1 protein-coding gene is annotated in these 531 nt (G+C 55.6%); it reads right to left on the bottom strand.

What is annotated here, in order from left to right:
• Positions 1–292: 292 nt before the first annotated feature.
• On the bottom strand, positions 293–531 hold a 239-nt coding region (locus HV670_RS30765; RefSeq protein WP_217478571.1), incomplete at its 5' end, for a hypothetical protein.

Here is a 531-nt window from a genome sequence, read left to right as displayed (position 1 = left end):
CAGCCAAGCGACCGGATAAGGCTGCCTAGCGCAACACGGACGGCTGAATCATCGTCGACAATCGAAACAACGGGCGAAATTGGCAAAACGCGGCCCTCGAACTCTGTTTCCTAAGGACGATGTGCGGTCGGTGCCGCGCCCCCTCCTTTAACCTAGTAGAGGGTAGCTGACAACCGTGCCCACGGACATTACACTAATATATATGTGAACCGAACCGCGGGAGATACGCATGGGTCTGGCGCAAAAATTGTAACCCACCACCCCATTGTGGACCGCTCACCGGGCACCGCAATCAGCTGAATTTTCTGCTCACAGTCGCCAACCGCCCAACAGATGTGACATGTCCACACGGCGCTGTGCGACCAGGTGACGAACCTCCGCTCGCACTGCCAAATGATATGCACTGCGAGCAATTACGCGCTAAGGCTATGCTGAAGAAGTCGCCGTTTTCGCCGACGGTTTGCTGCTGAATTTCGGAATTCGAGATCAGCGACGCGATTGGTTCGATTTTCTTGCCCTGAAGGGCCGTGT

The sequence above is a fragment of the Pararobbsia alpina genome (assembly GCF_902859895.1).
GTDB classification, from domain to species: Bacteria; Pseudomonadota; Gammaproteobacteria; order Burkholderiales; family Burkholderiaceae; genus Pararobbsia; species Pararobbsia alpina.
This window is presented reverse-complemented; position numbering and strand designations above follow the sequence as displayed.